At 54.2% G+C, this 17,684-nt stretch carries 16 protein-coding genes and 1 pseudogene; 8 read left to right on the forward strand and 9 right to left on the reverse strand.

Features of this window, described 5'->3' with window-relative positions:
• Positions 1-11: 11 nt before the first annotated feature.
• Positions 12-428 (reverse strand): small heat shock chaperone IbpA, encoded by a 417-nt coding sequence (gene ibpA, locus B1H58_RS07440; RefSeq protein ID WP_085069121.1) that lies wholly within the window; start codon positions 426-428, stop codon positions 12-14.
• 310 nt (positions 429-738) lie between these two features.
• On the opposite strand from ibpA, the gene B1H58_RS07445 reads away from it, so the two are divergent.
• Positions 739-1,107 carry a YceK/YidQ family lipoprotein gene (locus B1H58_RS07445; RefSeq protein WP_085069123.1) on the forward strand — a complete coding sequence of 123 codons (369 nt, stop codon included), beginning with the start codon at positions 739-741 and terminating at the stop codon, positions 1,105-1,107.
• Here B1H58_RS07445 and B1H58_RS07450 read toward each other — a convergent pair.
• The 6 genes from B1H58_RS07450 to dnaA all read right to left on the reverse strand — a co-directional run bounded on the left by B1H58_RS07450 (position 1,088) and on the right by dnaA (position 9,577).
• Positions 1,088-2,353: a DUF3748 domain-containing protein gene (locus B1H58_RS07450; protein ID WP_085069125.1), complete on the reverse strand. Its 1,266-nt coding sequence runs from the start codon at positions 2,351-2,353 to the stop codon at positions 1,088-1,090. The two genes, B1H58_RS07445 and B1H58_RS07450, sit on opposite strands and share 20 nt — an antisense overlap.
• A gap of 3 nt (positions 2,354-2,356) precedes the next feature.
• On the reverse strand, positions 2,357-3,166 hold the full coding sequence (gene yidA / locus B1H58_RS07455) for a sugar-phosphatase (RefSeq protein ID WP_085069127.1): 810 nt from the start codon (positions 3,164-3,166) through the stop codon (positions 2,357-2,359).
• 144 nt (positions 3,167-3,310) lie between these two features.
• Complete coding sequence (gyrB, locus tag B1H58_RS07460) at positions 3,311-5,719, reverse strand: DNA topoisomerase (ATP-hydrolyzing) subunit B (RefSeq protein WP_085069129.1); 2,409 nt, start codon at positions 5,717-5,719, stop codon at positions 3,311-3,313.
• A gap of 17 nt (positions 5,720-5,736) precedes the next feature.
• The gene (gene recF, locus B1H58_RS07465) at positions 5,737-6,822 is read right to left on the reverse strand and encodes a DNA replication/repair protein RecF (RefSeq protein ID WP_085069131.1); all 1,086 of its coding nucleotides are present in this window, start codon (positions 6,820-6,822) and stop codon (positions 5,737-5,739) included.
• Between the two features lie 249 nt (positions 6,823-7,071).
• Positions 7,072-8,172, reverse strand: a complete 1,101-nt coding sequence (dnaN, locus tag B1H58_RS07470; protein ID WP_085069133.1) for a DNA polymerase III subunit beta — start codon at positions 8,170-8,172, stop codon at positions 7,072-7,074.
• A gap of 4 nt (positions 8,173-8,176) precedes the next feature.
• Positions 8,177-9,577 (reverse strand): chromosomal replication initiator protein DnaA, encoded by a 1,401-nt coding sequence (gene dnaA / locus B1H58_RS07475; RefSeq protein ID WP_085069135.1) that lies wholly within the window; start codon positions 9,575-9,577, stop codon positions 8,177-8,179.
• 596 nt (positions 9,578-10,173) lie between these two features.
• On the opposite strand from dnaA, the gene rpmH reads away from it, so the two are divergent.
• The 5 genes from rpmH to mnmE all read left to right on the forward strand — a co-directional run bounded on the left by rpmH (position 10,174) and on the right by mnmE (position 14,041).
• Entirely contained in the window at positions 10,174-10,314 is a 141-nt protein-coding gene (gene rpmH / locus B1H58_RS07480) for a 50S ribosomal protein L34 (protein ID WP_003849659.1), read from the forward strand.
• A gap of 16 nt (positions 10,315-10,330) precedes the next feature.
• Positions 10,331-10,690 carry a ribonuclease P protein component gene (gene rnpA, locus B1H58_RS07485; protein WP_038629327.1) on the forward strand — a complete coding sequence of 120 codons (360 nt, stop codon included), beginning with the start codon at positions 10,331-10,333 and terminating at the stop codon, positions 10,688-10,690.
• Complete coding sequence (yidD, locus tag B1H58_RS07490; protein ID WP_085069137.1) at positions 10,654-10,911, forward strand: membrane protein insertion efficiency factor YidD; 258 nt, start codon at positions 10,654-10,656, stop codon at positions 10,909-10,911. The genes rnpA and yidD overlap by 37 nt, the downstream gene beginning before the upstream one ends.
• 2 nt (positions 10,912-10,913) lie before the next feature.
• Entirely contained in the window at positions 10,914-12,557 is a 1,644-nt protein-coding gene (yidC, locus tag B1H58_RS07495) for a membrane protein insertase YidC (RefSeq protein ID WP_085069139.1), read from the forward strand.
• A gap of 119 nt (positions 12,558-12,676) precedes the next feature.
• The gene (gene mnmE / locus B1H58_RS07500) at positions 12,677-14,041 is read left to right on the forward strand and encodes a tRNA uridine-5-carboxymethylaminomethyl(34) synthesis GTPase MnmE (RefSeq protein ID WP_085069141.1); all 1,365 of its coding nucleotides are present in this window, start codon (positions 12,677-12,679) and stop codon (positions 14,039-14,041) included.
• A gap of 105 nt (positions 14,042-14,146) precedes the next feature.
• Here the strand turns inward: mnmE and B1H58_RS07505 are convergent, their stop codons facing one another.
• Positions 14,147-14,575, reverse strand: a complete 429-nt coding sequence (locus B1H58_RS07505) for an autotransporter outer membrane beta-barrel domain-containing protein (protein WP_085069143.1) — start codon at positions 14,573-14,575, stop codon at positions 14,147-14,149.
• 265 nt (positions 14,576-14,840) lie between these two features.
• Between B1H58_RS07505 and B1H58_RS07510 the strand changes: the two are divergent.
• Together B1H58_RS07510 and B1H58_RS07515 are read left to right on the forward strand one after the other, a co-directional pair.
• Positions 14,841-15,431 (forward strand): annotated as a pseudogene (locus tag B1H58_RS07510) (malonic semialdehyde reductase).
• Between the two features lie 162 nt (positions 15,432-15,593).
• Positions 15,594-16,334 carry a 4'-phosphopantetheinyl transferase family protein gene (locus B1H58_RS07515; protein WP_085072254.1) on the forward strand — a complete coding sequence of 247 codons (741 nt, stop codon included), beginning with the start codon at positions 15,594-15,596 and terminating at the stop codon, positions 16,332-16,334.
• A gap of 17 nt (positions 16,335-16,351) precedes the next feature.
• On the opposite strand, the gene B1H58_RS07520 is transcribed toward B1H58_RS07515, so the two are convergent.
• Positions 16,352-17,665, reverse strand: coding sequence for an NCS2 family permease (locus B1H58_RS07520; protein WP_085069145.1), 1,314 nt, complete (start codon positions 17,663-17,665; stop codon positions 16,352-16,354).
• Positions 17,666-17,684 lie beyond the last annotated feature (19 nt).

Here is a 17,684-nt window from a genome sequence, read left to right on the forward strand (position 1 = left end):
AGGTTTGCTTATTAGCTCAGGATTTCGATACGGCGTGGTTTCATCTCTTCCGGCACGATGCGTTCCAGATCGATGTACAGCAAGCCGTTTTCCAGGCGGGCATCGCGTACCACAATGTGGTCAGCCAGCTGGAATTTACGTTCGAAATTACGTTCGGCAATACCCTGATAGAGATATTTACGCTCGTTTTGATCTTCAGGATGTGCGCCACGCACAATCAACATATTGTCATGTGCGGTAATATCCAGTTCGTTCTGTGCGAAACCCGCTACGGCAATCGTGATGCGGTAATGGTTTTCCGCCACCAGCTCTACGTTGTACGGAGGGTAACCGCCGTTGCTTTGGTTCTGGTTAGATTCCAGCAGATTGAACAGGCGATCAAAACCAATAGATGAACGATAGAGCGGAGAAAGGTCAAAGTTACGCATAATACAAAGCTCCTGATTTTCAGCGAGTGGGTTAAACGTAGCCTTCCACGATGGACAGGCTATCTGGTCACGCTGGCAAACCCATTCGGCGAATGCCGCGCTGACCGTAATAAAAAAATGGGGATAGCTAACTATCTTTCAAGGGGAGTTTTGCGATTTTTTTTTAAGCAAACACCAGAGAATGTCATACACTCAGGGGAAAATGTCGTCATACATCCAGACGAGAGTCACCACAGAGTGACCGGGATTTTCCCCGTCGCAGATAAGGAATCTCAGTCAGGCAATCTGCTATGGCTGAAGGGATAAAAAGATGAAAGCGATAATGAAATACCGTTTAGCAGGGCTTCTGGCCTGTAGTCTATTGGTCGGCACCTCCGGCTGCTCCAGCATGATGTCACACACCGGTGCCAGTCAGGGCTATTATCCCGGCACCCGCGCCAGCGCGGAAATGTTGACCGACGATCAAAGCAGCTGGGCGCTGAAGCCCCTGGCGCTGGTGGATCTCCCTTTCTCAGCCGTGCTGGATACCCTCCTGCTGCCCTGGGACTATATGCGCGCTGACGATAGTCCATCTATCGATTCGCCGCGCGCGCGCGTTATAGAAGCAGAGAAGCTGGCGCATACCCAGGAACATCTGGCGGAAGCCGCGCCGTTGGCAATTAACTCACCGCAACCGTAAAAATTTGCCGGTAGCCGTCCAGGTCACGCATAAAGGCGACCTGGCGGCCATCGGGCGAAAACACCACCGCATCGCCTGAAGGCGGCGTTTCACTTCGTGGCGTCAGACGCCTCAATTTTCCGCTGTTGCGCTCGCACACCATTACGCTGTTATCGCAGATAAAAGCCAGCCGATCGCCATCGGGATGCCAGCTAAACGCTGACTGAATATCATGCTCGCCGTGCGTGATCTGGCGCGGTTCGCCGTGGCTGGTCGGGATGCCCCATAGCTGTACCACGCCCTGGTCGTCACGCATCAAACAGGCAATTTCACTGCCATCCGGCGCGCTGCGTAGCCAGTGACGCGGGGGTGTCGCCAGCCCGGGGAAACGGCGCTGATGCGTAAAGGTTAAGCGGCGTTGAACAACACCGCGTGGCGGCGCGGGCAAACGGGTTTCGGTGCCTTCCAGCGGCGCATCGCCCGGCTGAGCGTAATCGTTCAGCTTTTCCGGCAGATCGACAATAAATACTTCCGGCACCGTGCTGCCATCAATGGCCCGCGTATCGCCAATAAAAGCGAGCGCCCAGCGCTGACGGCGGCCATCCGCCTGCAGATAGCCCTGCTGACCGATCCATCCTTCTTCATAAGCACGACTGATCTCATCGCTGCCGGGCCGTGGCGTGGAGGTGGTTTTACTGACCAGCACGCAAAAGTGGCTGCCATCATACTCACGCGGATGCTGTTTCACAGGACAAACCGCATGCAGCGGTACGGCAATCCCGACGTTACGCAAATCCTCTTTGCTGTCCCATTCGTGCATCACATGATCGTTATAGGTAAAACTGATCCGGCTGCCGTCCGGGCTGAAAACGTGAACATGCGAGCCGCCGCGCAGCGCGCCGGGCGTAAACGGCGGCGTAATATCGCAGGCATCCAGATTTTCCGCCTTGCCGTTTTGAATAATAACGCCACGGCGGTGATGAAAATCATAGCGCCAGCCAGCGTCCGGATGCTCCGGCCCATGGATACAGACATAGCGCGGCGGCATATCGGGGCTAACGGTAACCACGCCAACGTGAGCGCCGTCCCGAGCCTGATAGAGGATTTCCGTCGCCCCGCTGACTACATTAACGCGCTCAATGGTTAAGCCGGTAAAAGAGGCACCGGAAGGGCGCACATCATAAACCAGCCACTGACTGTCGGCGGTCCAGACGTTGGTATTGGTCAACTGATGATTGCGCGCCGCATGAGTTATCTGCTTTTCCATGGCTTACAGCACAAATTTTTCGATAGCATGCGCCACGCCATCTTCCGCATTGGTTTTAGTGACAAACTGGCTGATAGCGATCACCGAGTCGATCGCATTGCCCATCGCCACGCCGGTACCTGCATATTCAATCATTGCCAGGTCGTTTTCCTGATCGCCGATAGCCATTACTTCATGCTGCGCCAGATGTAGCTGCTGCGCCAGCGCATGAACGCCGGTGCCTTTATTCACCTTCGGATGGAGAATTTCAAGATAATAAGGCGCGCTTTTCATGATGGTGTAATTCTGCTGCGCTTCTTGCGGCAGGCGGGCAATCGCCGCATCCAACAGTTCGGGATGATCGATCATCATCAGTTTCGGGAAGGTGAGTGAACGCTCCATCTCCTCTACTGCGCGATAGCGCACCGGAATCCCGGTTAAATACGCTTCATGAATGGTGTATTCGCTGATGTCTTTGTTCGGGGTATACAGCGAGGATTTATCCAGCGCCTGAAAATGCACGCCCAGCTCGCGCGCCAGCTGTTCAAACTTCAGATAATCGTCAAACGAGAGGGTGGTTTCTGCGACGCAATCACCATTTACCGCCCGCTGGACCAGCGCGCCGTTATTGGTGATGCAGTACTGGCCTTCCTGCTGCAAATCCAGCTCCATCAGGTAGCGTTCCACGCCGATATAAGGACGTCCGGTGGTCAGCACGATATGCACGCCTTTATCACGCGCCTGCCCGATAGCCTGCTTAACGCGCGGCGTAATCTGGTGTTGGGGATTAAGCAGCGTGCCGTCCATATCAATTGCAATCAATTTTATCGCCATAACGTCCTCGTTCGTTTTTCGGTTTGGTTTAATGCTAGCGCGATCCAGCTCACAATGACCAGTATGACGCAAACTTATGGCGCGCCAGATAAAAAAACGCCAGTCACAAGGACTGGCGTCAGACTGCTGAAAACGCTGAACCGGTTAAATATCGATATTGGCCGCTTTCAGGGCGTTTTCTTCAATAAAGGCGCGGCGCGGCTCAACCGCATCGCCCATCAGCGTGGTAAACAGCTGATCGGCGGCAATCGCGTCTTTAATGGTTACGCGCAGCATGCGACGGCTATCCGGATCCATAGTGGTTTCCCACAGCTGCTCCGGGTTCATCTCGCCCAGACCTTTATAACGCTGTACTGACAGACCGCGACGCGACTCTTTTACCAGCCACTCCAGCGCCTGTTCGAAGCTCTCTACCGGCTGACGACGTTCGCCGCGTTCGATATAGGCATCTTCTTCCAACAGACCGCGCAGTTTCATGCCCAGCGTACAGATTTTGCGATATTCCGGTCCCTGAATAAATTCGCTATCCAGCGGATAGTCAGTATCCACGCCGTGCGTACGCACGCGCAGTACCGGTTCAAAAACATTCAGCTCGCGGTTTTCGCGCACGCTGGCAACATAGGTGCTGCCGTGCGTCTCTGTTTCATTCAGCCGGGTAACCAGCGTATCGATCCACTCGGTAACCGTCTGTTGGTTATCCAGGCTTTCCAGCGTCGGATGGTAAACCAGCGATTTAAGCAGCGCCATCGGGAAACGACGTTCCATACGCTTGATCATGCGCTGCGTGCTGTTGTACTCGGAAACCAGATTTTCCAACGGCTCACCGCCCAGCGCAGGGGCGCTGGCGTTGGTATGGAGCGTTGCGCCATCCAGCGCAATGGCGATCTGATACTGATCCATCGCCTCATCATCTTTGATGTACTGCTCCTGCTTGCCTTTTTTCACCTTGTACAGCGGCGGCTGCGCAATATAAACGTGGCCGCGCTCGATGATTTCCGGCATCTGACGATAGAAGAAGGTCAACAGCAGCGTACGAATGTGCGAGCCGTCGACGTCCGCATCGGTCATGATAATGATGCTGTGATAACGCAGCTTGTCCGGGTTATATTCGTCACGGCCAATGCCGCAGCCCAGCGCGGTGATCAGCGTTGCCACTTCCTGCGAAGCGAGCATCTTATCGAAGCGCGCTTTCTCTACGTTCAGGATTTTACCCTTCAGCGGCAGAATCGCCTGATTCTTACGGTTACGACCCTGCTTGGCTGAACCGCCTGCGGAGTCACCCTCCACCAGGTAAATTTCTGAGTGCGCCGGATCGCGCTCCTGACAGTCGGCCAGTTTGCCCGGCAGACCGGCCAGATCCAGCGCGCCTTTACGACGGGTCATTTCACGTGCACGACGTGCCGCTTCGCGCGCGCGCGCCGCATCGATAATTTTGCCAACGACGATTTTCGCATCGGAGGGGTTTTCCAGCAGGTATTCCGCCAGCAGCTCGTTCATCTGCGATTCAACTGCCGATTTCACCTCGGAAGAGACCAGTTTATCTTTGGTCTGAGAGGAGAATTTCGGATCCGGCACCTTCACGGAGACTACCGCAATCAGGCCTTCACGCGCATCGTCGCCGGTGGCGCTGACTTTCGCTTTCTTGCTGTAGCCTTCTTTATCCATATAGGCATTCAGCGTACGCGTCATCGCCGCACGGAAGCCCGCCAGGTGCGTACCGCCGTCGCGCTGCGGAATGTTGTTGGTGAAGCAGTAGATGTTTTCCTGGAAACCGTCGTTCCACTGCAGCGCCACTTCCACGCCGATGCCATCCTTCTCGGTAGAGAAGTAGAACACGTTGGGATGGATAGGCGTTTTGTTTTTGTTCAGGTATTCAACAAAGGCCTTGATGCCGCCTTCGTAATGGTAGTGATCGCTTTTATCCGTGCGTTTGTCTTCCAGACGGATAGACACGCCGGAGTTCAGAAACGACAGCTCACGCAGACGCTTGGCCAGGATTTCATATTCGAATTCCACAACGTTGGTAAAGGTCTGATGGCTTGGCCAGAAACGCACGCGCGTACCGGTCAAATCGGTTTCGCCTGTGACCGCCAGCGGTGCCTGCGGCACGCCGTGCACATAGGTCTGCTGATGCACTTTACCTTCGCGACGAATGGTCAGTTCCAGCTTTTCAGAAAGCGCGTTAACTACCGAAACGCCCACGCCATGCAGGCCGCCGGAGACTTTGTAGGAGTTGTCATCGAACTTACCGCCCGCGTGCAGTACGGTCATGATCACTTCCGCTGCCGAAACGCCTTCCTCCGGGTGGATCCCGGTAGGAATGCCACGGCCATCATCCTGCACCGATACGGAATTATCAGCGTGGATAGTAACGGTAATCTCTTTACAGTGGCCTGCGAGCGCTTCGTCGATGGCGTTATCCACGACCTCGAATACCATGTGATGCAGACCGGTGCCGTCATCCGTATCGCCGATATACATTCCCGGGCGTTTGCGTACCGCATCAAGTCCTTTCAGGACTTTGATACTTGAGGAGTCATAAGAATTCGACATCAACGTTTCTCGCTCATTTAATCTTCAGGTTGAACCGCTATTTTACCCTGTTCTACGCGGAACATCTTGCCCTTTTCGTCAGTCATATCGATGACATGATCGGCACCAATAGCACTAACAAAAACCTGGGCATGCGTGGCTTTAAGCCGGTCCGCCAGCAGGCGGCGACGGCTCTCATCCAGCTCAGAGGCAAAATCATCGATCAGGTAGAGGCAGCGACGTCCGTTTTGCCGGGTAAGAAACTCACCCTGGGCCAGACGCAGCGCGCACATCAGTAATTTCAGCTGTCCGCGAGACAGTAAATCTTCAACCGGTGTCCCCTCGGCGCGAATACGAAAATCGGCCTTATGGGGACCGCTGGCGGTATAGGTCAGCGCCCGGTCGCGCTCAAACTGCCGCTCCAGCAGTTCGGCGTAGTCGCTCTCTTTATCCCAGCCGCGCTGAAAAGAGAAATCCAGCGCAAACTCCGGTAAAAACTGGCTGCAGGTGGCGGTAATATCCGCCGCTATCGCCGTGCTGTACTCCGCGCGCCAGCGGCTAATCTGTTCCGCCAGCGGCGCCAGTTCACGATCCCAGGGTTCAATTTGCTGGTAGCGCGATACCTGACGCAGCGCGGCATTGCGCTGCTTGAGCAAGCGTTTCAGATTGCTCCACGCCAGGAAAAAGCCGGGCGTGTTGTGAAAACAGCCCCAGTCAACGTAGGCGCGACGGTATTTCGGCCCGCCGTTCAGCAGCGTAAAGCCCTCCGGCGTAATCAACTGCATCGGCAGCAGCTGCGCCAGCTCGGCAACTTTATGACCATCGCTGCCGTCAATACGCACCTTGCTGTCGCCGGCGCGGTTTTTTGTCAGGCCCACCGCCGTTTCCCGCTCGGTGCCGTCAATCCGGCCATGCAGGACAAACGCGTCCTGCTCATGGCGAATAATGCGGCCCGCCTGCAGGCTGCGAAACGCGCGCCCGTGACCCAGCGTATAGATGGCCTCCAGCACGCTGGTTTTACCGCTGCCGTTTGCGCCAATCAAAAAATTGAAGCCCGGCGCCAGCGCCAGGTCGGCTTGCTCGATATTACGGAAGTCTTTAATCAGCAGGCGGGTTAAAGCCATGAAATAATCCAAAGAGATGGAGTGACAGCAGGCAGCCTTATCTCAAGGCTGACTTTGCTTAGCGCACAGGCAATAAGCAAAGGCTTACTTATCTACACAATATGGGGATGATCCGGCATTTTACAAGGGCTGGAGCCGCTTTGGCAGCGGGAAAAACACGCTCTGAGCGAATCATTCCAGCCTCTGTTTCCCTTGTGCCTGAACGGTTAAACTGGCCGCTGGAAACCCTGCTCCAGCGCGCCGGGTTAACTAGAGACGCATCGGCATCACGACATACGCAGCGCTCTGGCTGGCCTCATCCTCAATCTGTACGCTGGAAACGGAGTCTGTCAGCAGCAGACGCACATTTTCGCATTTCAACGCGTTCAGCACGTCCAGCACATAGCTGACGTTAAAGCCGATTTCCAGATCGCTGCCGCCATAGGTAACGTCCAGAATCTCTTCTGCTTCTTCCTGTTCCGGGTTGTTCGCCGTAATTTTCAGCTGGTTCTGGCTGATATAGAGCCGCACGCCGCGGAATTTTTCATTGGATAAGATAGCGGCGCGCGCAAACGCCTGCTTCAGCAGATCGCAGCCCGCTTCCAGCGTTTTATCCGGGTTTTTCGGCAACACGCGACGATAGTCCGGGAAACGACCGTCAACCAGCTTGGAGGTAAAGATAAAATCGCCGACGTGCGCGCGAATATTGCTGCTGCCGATCTGAATTTGCAGCGGCGTATCGCCACCGTCCAGCAGACGTACCAGCTCGGAAACCCCTTTACGCGGCACAATCACCGAATGATTCGGCAGCGACTGGCCGACCGGCATAGAGCAGACCGCCAGGCGATGGCCATCAGTCGCTACGGTACGCAGCTCTTCCCCTTCGGTCTCAAACAGCATGCCGTTAAGGTAATAACGCACATCCTGATGCGCCATGGAGAACTGCGTCGCCTCAATCAGACGTTTCAGCGTCGCCTGCGGCAGGGTAAATTCAACGTCGCTCTGCCAGTCATCAAGATTCGGAAAGTCACTGGCGGGCAGCGTGGAGAGCGAAAAGCGGCTGCGCCCTGAGCGCACCAGCATTCTGTCACCTTCCAGTACTACGCTGATCTCCGCGCCTTCCGGCAGGCCACGACAAATATCTAAAAATTTACGCGCCGGTACGGTAGTGGCGCCCGGTTCGTGCGGCTGCGTTAATGCTACGCGCGCCACCATTTCCATTTCTAAATCAGTACCGGTCAGCAACAGACTGCCATCATTCACCTGCAGCAGCAGGTTGCCAAGGATAGGCAGCGTCGGACGGCCACCTAACGGACCGCTCACCTGCTGTAGCGGTTTAAGTAATTGCTCGCGTTCTACAATAAATTTCATAGCGTCAGGAAGATAATGTTCTGATTAAATTTGAAAAATCTTCTTTAATGTCGTGACTTTCTTCACGTAGCTGCTCGATTTTACGGCAGGCATGCAGCACGGTAGTATGGTCGCGACCCCCGAAAGCATCACCGATTTCCGGCAGGCTGTGGTTGGTTAGCTCTTTTGCCATCGCCATCGCCATCTGACGCGGACGCGCAACCGAGCGCGAACGACGTTTAGAGAGCAGATCGGCCACCTTGATTTTGTAATATTCCGCCACCGTTTTTTGGATATTGTCGATGGTGACCAGCTTTTCCTGCAGCGCCAGCAGATCGCGCAGCGCTTCGCGCACAAAATCAATGGTAATGGCGCGGCCGGTAAAGTTGGCGTTGGCAATCACGCGGTTCAGCGCCCCTTCCAGCTCACGCACGTTAGAGCGCAGACGCTTGGCAATAAAGAAGGCGACCTCGCCCGGCAGACGAATATCGTTTTCATCGGCCTTTTTCATCAGGATCGCGACGCGCGTTTCCAGTTCCGGCGGCTCGATGGCAACCGTCAGGCCCCAGCCAAAGCGTGATTTCAGGCGATCTTCCACGCCGTTGATCTCTTTGGGATAGCGGTCTGAGGTTAAAATAATTTGCTGATTACCTTCCAGCAGCGCATTGAAGGTATGAAAAAACTCTTCCTGCGAACGCTCTTTATTGGCAAAGAACTGAATATCATCGATAAGCAGCGCATCCACCGAACGGTAATAGCGTTTGAACTCTTCGATCGCGTTATTCTGTAACGCTTTTACCATGTCCTGCACAAAACGCTCTGAATGCATGTAAACCACTTTTGCATTGGGTTTACGGGCGATAATGCCGTTGCCGACCGCATGTAACAGGTGGGTTTTACCAAGGCCGGTGCCGCCATACAGAAAGAGCGGGTTATAGGCGCCGCCGGGGTTATCGGCAACCTGACGCGCCGCCGCGCGCGCCAGCTGGTTCGATTTACCTTCGACGAAGTTATCAAAGTTATGTTTGGCGTTAACGTTTGAGCGCCAGGAGCGCTCAGCGGGCGCAGGCACGCTGTCCCAGCTGGGGCGTGCCGCTGGCGCGGTTGGCGGTATGCTTGTCATCACCGGCGCCGCCACGCTGGCGCTGGTCATGCTTGCCTGCGGCACCGTCTGCACCACCGGCTTGCTGCCCACCTCAAAACGCAGCTGCGGCGCTTCAGTGCCGCAGAAGTCATTAAGCAAGGCGTTGATATTATGGAGATATTTATCTCTTACCCAGTCGAGTACGAACCGATTCGGGGCATATAAGGCCAGCGTATTGTCGTTCAGTTCAGCCTGTAGCGGACGGATCCACATGCTGAATTCAGTGGCAGGTAGCTCATCCTGCAAACGGGCAAGACACTGTTGCCAAAGCGAAAGTGACACGGCGGACTCCACTCGAACAAAATCGATAAGAAAATAGGCGCTGAAACAGATCAATCATCATTGTTGACGTATGCCAGTGACAGGCATACGAACCGCTGTCCGCGGTTGTTCCGATCCCGATCGCAGAGAGGATCGTTAGCGGAAGGGCGGATCATAGCGCAAAGCGAGACAGAGATCTTCACTTTCTACACAGTTTTGATCCATTTTATCCACAGGCATTAAACGAGGCTAAGTTTACTCCAGGCTGAGTGAAAGACATGCCGGGATCGCGCACCTTGATGCAAATTTCTGGCAACCGTCACGTTATTATCGCAACGTTACTGCAAACGATCGGCAGAAGATCCCGTGCGATCCTTGCGCTTTATTATGGACCCCGTATAATTCTCGTCCCGGCGTGATGCGCCTTGTCGATTTCGACAGGATTTGCAGGTCGATTCGGGCAGCAGGCGCGCGCAATAAGCGAAGTAAATTGACTCGGGACTGTACAATTATTACAATCCCGCCTCTTTATTAAAGATACACTGAGGCGTCGGTCGTTTTACTGAAACGGGTACGCGTCACCACGTGAAATTTTTCAAGTTTAGGTAGAAATCGCCATGAAACGCACTTTTCAACCGTCCGTACTGAAGCGCAACCGTTCTCACGGCTTCCGTGCTCGTATGGCAACTAAAAATGGTCGTCAGGTTCTGGCACGTCGTCGTGCTAAAGGCCGTTCTCGTCTGACCGTTTCCAAGTAATAAAGCTAACCCATAAGTGGTTAAGCTCGCATTTCCCAGGGAGTTACGTTTGCTAACTCCCACTCATTTCACTTTCGTCTTCCAGCAGCCACAACGGGCTGGCACGCCGCAAATTACCATACTCGGCCGCCTTAATTCGCTGGGGCATCCCCGTATCGGTCTTACCGTCGCGAAAAAAAATGTTAAGCGTGCGCATGAGCGTAACCGGATCAAGCGATTGACCCGCGAAAGCTTTCGCCTACGCCAACACGAACTCCCTGCAATGGATTTTGTGGTCGTGGCCAAGAAAGGGGTCGCTGACCTCGATAACCGTGCGCTAATGGAAGCGTTGGAGAAATTATGGCGTCGTCACTGTCGCCTGGCGCGCGGCTCCTGATTGGGCTGATCCGCGTTTATCAACGCGTCATTAGCCCTCTTCTGGGACCACACTGCCGTTTTAACCCGACCTGCTCGCAATATGGAGTTGAAGCATTGCGCAGGTTCGGAATGATAAAAGGCAGTTGGTTGACGGTTAAACGCGTATTAAAATGCCACCCTTTAAACCCGGGTGGTGACGATCCGGTGCCGCCAAAAACCGACGATAACAGAGAACATTAACGATGGATTCGCAACGCAATCTTTTTCTCATCGCTTTTCTGTTCGTGTCTTTCATGATCTGGCAAGCCTGGCAAACGGACCACGCTCCGCAGCCGCAGCAAACTCAGACCACGCAAAACACGACAGTAGCCGGTGATGCCGCTAACCAGGGTGTGCCTGCCAGCGGTCAGGGCAAAACGATCACCGTTAAGACTGATGTCCTGTCTTTGCACATCAACACCCGTGGTGGCGATGTGGAACAGGCGCAGCTGCTGACTTACCCGGATAAACTGGGCTCTTCTCAGCCTTTCCAGCTGCTGGAAACGACCCCTGCCTTCCTGTACCAGGCGCAGAGCGGCCTGACCGGCAGAAACGGGCCGGATAATCCAAATAACGGCGCGCGTCCGCTGTATAACACCACTCAGGATAGCTTCCAGCTCGCTGACGGTCAGAGCGAACTGCGTATCCCGATGACTTTCACCGCAGAGAACGGCGTTGTCTATACCAAGACGTTTGTGCTGAAGCGCGGCGAATATGCCATCAACGTGGAGTATCAGATCAACAACACCTCCCAGCAACCGCTGGAAGTGGCGATGTTTGGTCAGCTGAAGCAGACGATCGAACTGCCGAAGCATCGTGATACCGGCAGCAATAACTTTGCTTTGCATACTTTCCGTGGCGCGGCGTACTCCACCAGCGACAGTAAATATGAGAAGTACAAGTTCGACACTATCGCGGACAACGAAAACCTGAGCGCTACTACCACCAACGGCTGGGTTGCCATGCTGCAGCAATATTTTGCAACCGCCTGGGTACCGCGTACCGCCGGTGCGAATACGCTCTATACCAGCAACTTGGGCAATGGCCTGGCGGCAGTAGGTTATAAATCCGCGCCGGTAGCGGTTGCGCCGGGGGCTCAGCAGACGCTGGCCGCTACGCTGTGGGTTGGCCCGGAAATTCAGGACAAAATGGCGGCGATTGCTCCCCATCTTGACCTGACCGTTGACTACGGCTGGCTGTGGTTTATCTCTCAGCCGCTGTTTAAGCTGCTGAAGTTCCTGCACAGCTTTATCGGTAACTGGGGCTTCTCGATTATCGTTATCACCTTTATCGTACGCGGCATCATGTACCCGCTGACCAAAGCGCAGTACACCTCGATGGCGAAGATGCGCATGCTGCAGCCGAAAATTCAGGCGATGCGTGAGCGTTTAGGTGACGACAAGCAGCGCATGAGTCAGGAAATGATGGTGCTGTATAAGTCAGAGAAGGTTAACCCGCTGGGCGGCTGTCTGCCTCTGGTTATCCAGATGCCAATCTTCCTTGCGCTTTATTACATGCTGATGGGCTCGGTAGAGCTGCGTCATGCGCCGTTCGCATTGTGGATCCATGACCTCTCTGCACAGGACCCGTACTATATTCTGCCGATCCTGATGGGCGTTACGATGTTCTTTATTCAGAAGATGTCGCCGACCACCGTCACCGATCCAATGCAGCAGAAGATCATGACCTTTATGCCGGTCATCTTTACGGTGTTTTTCCTGTGGTTCCCGTCAGGTCTGGTGCTGTACTACATCGTCAGCAACCTGGTAACCATTATCCAGCAGCAGGTGATTTATCGCGGGCTGGAAAAACGTGGTCTGCACAGCCGCGACAAAACGAAAGCGTAACGGCCTGAATTAATTTAGTTTCAGGCAGTACCTGGCAGGGGCGGAATTTTACCGCCCCTGTTTATTTGTTGCCGTCCGGTCATCATAATTAATATTATTACCGTATTGAGAGAGTTTCCATGAGCCACAGCGATACGATTGTCGCCCAGGCCACACCGCCAGGTCGTGGCGGCGTGGGTATTCTGCGTATTTCCGGCAGCAAAGCGGCAGAGGTCGCCCAACAGCTGTTGGGTAAATTGCCGAAACCGCGCTACGCTGATTATCTGCCGTTTAAGGCCGCAGATGGCAGCACGCTCGATCAAGGCATTGCGCTCTGGTTCCCCGGGCCCCACTCCTTTACCGGTGAAGATGTGCTGGAGCTACAGGGGCATGGCGGCCCGGTTATCCTCGATCTGCTGTTAAAACGCATTGCCGCGTTACCCGGCGTGCGCATCGCCAATCCCGGCGAATTCTCTGAACGCGCGTTTCTGAACGATAAGCTTGATCTGGCGCAGGCCGAGGCGATTGCCGACCTGATTGATGCCAGTTCGGAACAGGCTGCCCGCTCGGCGTTGAATTCCTTACAGGGTGCTTTTTCCACGCGTGTTAATCATCTTGTGGAAGCACTTACTCACCTGCGAATCTATGTAGAAGCAGCAATCGACTTCCCGGATGAAGAGATCGACTTTCTTTCGGACGGCAAAATTGAGGCGCAGCTGAACGCCGTGATGCAGGACCTGAACGCGGTACGTGCGGAAGCGCGCCAGGGCAGCCTGCTGCGTGAAGGGATGAAGGTGGTGATTGCCGGGCGTCCTAATGCCGGTAAATCGAGCCTGCTAAATGCGCTGGCCGGACGCGAAGCCGCTATCGTGACCGATATTGCCGGCACCACGCGTGACGTGCTGCGCGAACATATCCATATCGATGGGATGCCGCTGCACATTATTGATACCGCCGGTTTACGCGATGCCAGCGATGAAGTGGAACGTATCGGTATTGAGCGGGCATGGCAGGAGATTGAACAGGCGGATCGCGTCCTGTTTATGGTAGATGGCACCACCACCGAGGCTACCGAGCCTGCGGCGATCTGGCCCGATTTTATTGCCCGTCTGCCAGCGTCGCTGCCGATTACCGTAGTGCGCAATAAGGCTGATGTAACCGGCGAAATTTTGGGCCTGACAGAAGTAAATGGTCACTCACTTATTCGTCTTTCCGCCCGTACCGGCGAAGGGGTTGATGTGCTGCGCGATCACCTGAAACAGAGCATGGGCTTTAACGATAATATGGAAGGCGGTTTCCTGGCGCGCCGCCGCCATCTCCAGGCTCTGGAGATAGCAGATACTCACTTACAGCAGGGCAAAGCACAGCTGCTGGGTGCCTGGGCGGGCGAGCTGCTGGCTGAGGAGCTGCGCCTGGCACAGCAGGCGCTGAGTGAAATCACCGGCGAGTTTACCTCTGACGATCTGCTGGGCCGCATCTTCTCCAGCTTCTGTATTGGTAAATAAGCGCGACGCTGAACGTAGCCGGAAGCTCAAAAAGAGGCCGAAGCAGCAACCTGCCCGGCCTCTTTTTATGGCAATATCATCAGAAGCTATACTTCGCGCCCAGCATCAGGCTGGCGTCCTGATAGTGATAACGCCCTGCTGCCAGGCAATGCTGCCGTTAAGCTGTAAGTTATCACTCACTTTCCCTTCTACGCCGTTTTTAAGCTCCGCCACATTACGCCCGCTATTTTGCTGTGCCTTGAGCTGATTTAGCCTCACCTGATAAGGATCGCTGTTATGCAGCCAGTTAAGCTCAACGTAGGGCCTCAGATCGCTTTCGCCGGGCTGTTTTGATTCCGCTATCCAGCCACGCACCCCAATGCGGCTGATAAAATTATTATTTTTATTGGTTATGCGGGTACCGTTCTGCTCCGTTAAACGTACGGTTTTCAGATCGTTGAAAATAATCTGCGCATGCGGTTGCAGGTAAAAAGCGTACCGACGTTGGTTATCGCCCCCACTAAAGAAACAATTAGCCAGGTTAATTTTCAACATAGTGATATATCCGGTATCTGTTTACCCGGCAACAGCGGGCTCCATGCGTTTACTCTGATAAATAGTGTAAGCACTGGCACCATATGGATTTATTAATGTCTTTTTGCTTAATTATTTGAGAGGTTCTAATAACTTTCCTGGTTACGCCTGGGGCTAACGCTGTAAAATGAGGGATGCATCTTTGCCATACAAAAATCATCTTGGTCAAAGAGTGAGCCTGCCGTTAACGTTTTCTGTACCGTTAACTCACAGTAAGGAAGCCAGCATGGCAGTTCCTCTTGATCTTCAGGCGCTAAACACCTTGTTTACCGAGGCCAGAACCCATAGCCACTGGCAGGATAAAGCGGTCGATTCAGCATTATTGCATCGGCTTTATGAGCTGGTTAGTCTCGCACCTACCTCAGCTAATGCTTCTCCGGGACGCTTTGTTTTTATTACCAGCGCATCGGGTAAGGAGAAACTGAAGCCTGCGCTCTCGAGCGGCAATGTGGAGAAAACGCTGTCAGCGCCAGTTACAGTAATTGTGGCTTCCGACAGTAAATTTTATGATCGGTTGCCAGAACTCTTTCCCTGAGCTGATGCCCGCAGCTGGTTTACCAGCAGCCCGGAGCTGGCTACTGAGACTGCCTTTCGCAACAGCAGTCTACAGGCAGGCTATTTGATTTTGGCGGCCCGCGCGCTGGGCCTGGATGCCGGCCCCATGTCGGGATTCGATGCGGAGAAGGTTAACGCGTTGTTTTTTGCACAGACCCACTGGAAAGCCAACCTGTTGATCAATCTGGGTTATGGCGAAGCGAGTAAGCTGCATCCGCGTCTGCCTCGTCTGCCGTTTACTGAAGCCTGCCGTTTCGCCTGAAGCTTTATCCGGCGCATTTTGACTCGTCTCCGTGCTTTTTTACCGCACTTGTTTAAACCTATTCCGAAAAGCACCCTGTACAAAGTAAAGCCGGGTGCAAAAGCATCGGAAAATTCTTACAATGCGATTGATGATTATCCGACCATTTTCACGGAGCGACAGATGGCAAGTCATTTTGTACGCTGGACGCTTGCCCAAAATCGGGCAGACGTACAGCGTATCCCGGCAGATATAGTGGAACAAGCGCGATTTCTGAACGATAAACGCCGCAGCCGTTATCTTGCAGCGCGTATGCTGCTGGCCGAACTTATGTTGCGTATTTATGGTATGTCCCAGCTTCCCGCCCTCACCACCACCAGCAGCGGCCGTCCTTGTTTTACCGATCCCGACCTGCCCGATTTTAGCATTGCCTACGCCGGTAATATGGTTGGTGTGCTGCTGGCGGAAGAGCAGAGCCGTGCCGGGCTGGATATGGAAATCGTACGGGCACATAGCCGTCAGACGCTGGAACATCATCTGCAGTATCTCTCTTCCGGCGAAAAAGCCTGGATTAATGCCCAGCAGGATCCGCTGGAAGCCATTACGCAAATCTGGACGCTGCGGCAAAGCGTGCTCAAGCTAACCGGGGAGAACAACGCCTGTGATAGTACTTTGCGTCTGCATCCCGCTTCAGGCCGTTTGCGCTCGCATACTTTTCCCGACATACAGGCGGTATGTGATGTCGAACCGCTACTTATCTGGTCCTGTGCCCTGTCTGCTGCGACCAGCCGCTTACGATTGTGGGAAATTGATGAACAGCAGAACTGGAATGCGTTAAGGGATATTGAGATGAATAAAGCGAATATGGGACCGCAGACCTTAAGACTGACCAGTATGCCAACAGAAAGGCAGCTGCAGCCTTAAGCCGCAGCGCCATCTGATTAATGTGAATCAATAAAAGCGATTTTCAGCACGAACAACAGTGCTACCACCACAACACAGGGATTGATTTCGCGCCAGCGTCCGGTTCCTGCTTTCATCACGCACCAGGAAATAAAACCCAGCGCGATGCCTTCGGTGATTGAAAAGCTGAACGGCATCATGGCAGCAGTTACAAAAGCCGGGACCGCCTCGGTCAGGTCGTCCCACTTTACGCGCGCCAGGCTTGAGGTCATTAATACCCCAACGTAAATCAACGCGCCTGCGGCAGCGTAGCCCGGCACCATCGATGCCAGCGGCGACAAGAACATTACCAGCAGAAATAAAATGCCGGTAACCACCGCCATCAGCCCGGTACGTCCACCAGCGGAGACGCCTGACGAGCTTTCAATATAGGCCGTCACGGAAGAGGTGCCGATTGCCGCACCGGCAACTGAGCTAACGCTATCCACCAACAGCGCCTGCTTCATGCGTGGGAATTTACCGTCTTTATCGGCCAGCCCTGCTTTATCCGTTACGCCAATCAGAGTGCCGGATGAATCAAACAGGTTAACCAGCATAAAAGAAAAAATCACGCCGGCCATATTGAGCGTAAATGCGCCGCCCAGATCCACCTGTCCGATAACTGAGTTAATCGCTGGCGGTGCGGAAAAGATCCCGTTGTATTTAACGTCGCCCAGCAGCAGGCCAGCCAGCGTGGTGATAACAATAGAAATAAGCACCGCTGCGTGGATATTACGTGATGCCAGCACGGCGATAATAAAGAAGCCCAGCGCCCCCAGCAGAACACTGTGCGAGGATAAGTCGCCTACCGTTACCAGCGTGGCTTCATTCCCCACGATAATACCGGCGTTTTTCAGCCCCATCATGGCAATAAACAGACCGATCCCTGCGGTAATGCCGGTACGCAAAGCAAGAGGGATATTGGCAATCATCCAGTACCGCACGCGAAAGAGCGTCAGCAGCAGCAGCCCCGTCGCCCCCCAGAAGATCGCCCCCATGCCTACCTGCCACGAATAGCCCATTGCGCCCACTACCACAAAAGCAAAAAAGGCGTTCAAACCCATCGCAGGTGCCAGCGCGACGGGCAGGTTAGCAATGATCCCCATCAGTATGCTGCCCAGCGCGGCGATCAAACAGGTAGTGACAAATACCGCCTGGGTATCCATGCCTGCCGCACCGAGAATTTGCGGGTTTACAAAGACGATATAGACCATCGTCAGAAAAGTTGTAAAACCGGCAATCAACTCGGTACGCACCGTAGTGCCATGTTCCTGCAGCCGGAACAGACGCTGTAGTAAGCCTTGTTTAGTCATTTGTTACATCCGAACGGGA

Origin of the sequence: Pantoea alhagi (genome assembly GCF_002101395.1) — a bacterium.
Taxonomy (GTDB): Bacteria; Pseudomonadota; Gammaproteobacteria; order Enterobacterales; family Enterobacteriaceae; genus Mixta; species Mixta alhagi.